Consider the following 1,432-nt stretch of genomic DNA (forward strand, 5'->3'; position numbering starts at 1 on the left):
CGGGAGCAAACTTCATGATTATCGCATCTCACTGTTTTTATGTTCAGAGGTGTCGCACTTCGTACTTGAATCCAAGACACATAACAAAGCGTTTAAGAGGGATTCTCAACGCTCGGCAGTTTTGGTTCAAAATTTAGTTTTTGTGTTTATGGCACAATGGGTTAAGTTGGGTGATATAGCGTTGTTCACCCCTTAACGCGGCGTTATACGCTTATCGACTAAGGAGGGTCATGATATGAAATTAGCACAGTTAAATATTGCGCTTGCCAAATATCCTTTGGATGCGCCTGAAATTAAAGAATTTGTAGACAATTTAGACCTAGTTAATGGCATAGCTGAAGAAAGTGAAGGCTTTATCTGGCGTTTAAAAGACGACTCCGGTGATGCTACGAGCATTAAGTTGTTTGATGATCCAAACATGATTGTAAATATGTCAGTTTGGGAAAATACAGACTCACTTAAAAATTTTATGTTTCGCACTGGCCATAGAGATTTCATGCGCCGAAAAAGCGAATGGTTTCATCGATTGGCAGAAGATACCTATGTTCTATGGTGGGTTGAAGACGGCCATATACCAACGCCACAAGAAGCGTTGTCCCGCCTTCAACATTTGCGAGACAACGGAGATACGCCATTTGCTTTCACGTTTAAAACGAACTTCACGGAAGCAGATCTTGCGTGAACTGCGCGTATAACAAAGCGTTTAAGACGGATTCACAACGCTTGGCATTTTCGGTTTTATTCAGCTTAAGTGTTTACGACACAATGGTTTAGGTTAGGTGGCCGCGTTGTTCACCACTTAACGCGGCGTTAGTACTGGATGGGCATCAACGGTAAAATTTTTGGGGTTTATCGGGTTCTTTTCCTAGTTTTACACCTGGTCAAATGTGCCTTTCACGTTCTCTCCGGTGGCACTATATGTGGAGTGTTCGCTTTGACTTCACCGTTTACGGCGTCTAACTTTCGGGCTATTTCTTTGGTGTGGTTTCTTTGATGCTGGAACATTTTCGTCAAACACTGAGTTTCTTTGTCGCTGCCGTTTAGTTCTGAAGCCCGTATCCTTTGTTAATTTGAGCACGGAGAAATCAGGGCAGTTTTGCACATTTTTCTTCTGGCCAACTCGCTTTTTGAGATTGAGTTCTAGTTTGGCAGTTGTCCCTTTGGCGTCAGCGTTTTAAGCCATAACTTTCGTGCTATATTTCAATATCTCGGTGTGTGCCAAAGGCTTTAAGTGCAGCATACTAACAAACAATTCAAGAGGGATTCGTAACGCGTGGCATTTTTACTATGCGTTGGTTTTAGTGATTAAGGTGGTTTGCGGTGGCATCGGTGTTGCGTTACTCACCCCTTAATTGGGCGTTATGCCACAAGAGTAAATCTGTAAATGGGGTTGTATGAAATCATCATTAAGAAAAAGCGGGACAGGTTTTGA

The 1,432-nt window shown here is 42.5% G+C and carries 2 protein-coding genes; both read left to right on the forward strand.

What is annotated here, in order from left to right; genetic code table 11:
* A partial coding sequence (locus RXX31_RS24615) for a hypothetical protein (protein WP_317592202.1) occupies nucleotides 1–196 on the forward strand: 196 nt, incomplete at its 5' end.
* Nucleotides 197–235: 39 nt separating this feature from the next.
* The gene (locus RXX31_RS24620; protein WP_317592203.1) at nucleotides 236–682 is read left to right on the forward strand and encodes a DUF3291 domain-containing protein; all 447 of its coding nucleotides are present in this window, start codon (nucleotides 236–238) and stop codon (nucleotides 680–682) included.
* Nucleotides 683–1,432: the final 750 nt, after the last annotated feature.

It is taken from the genome of Vibrio sp. EA2 (assembly GCF_033042495.1).
In the GTDB taxonomy this organism is placed as follows: domain Bacteria; phylum Pseudomonadota; class Gammaproteobacteria; order Enterobacterales; family Vibrionaceae; genus Vibrio.

Bases quoted from the DNA above. Each gene is read 5' to 3' on its own strand.
- RXX31_RS24620 (WP_317592203.1), top strand. From the start codon at position 236: ATGAAATTAGCACAGTTAAATATTGCGCTTGCCAAATATCCTTTGGAT.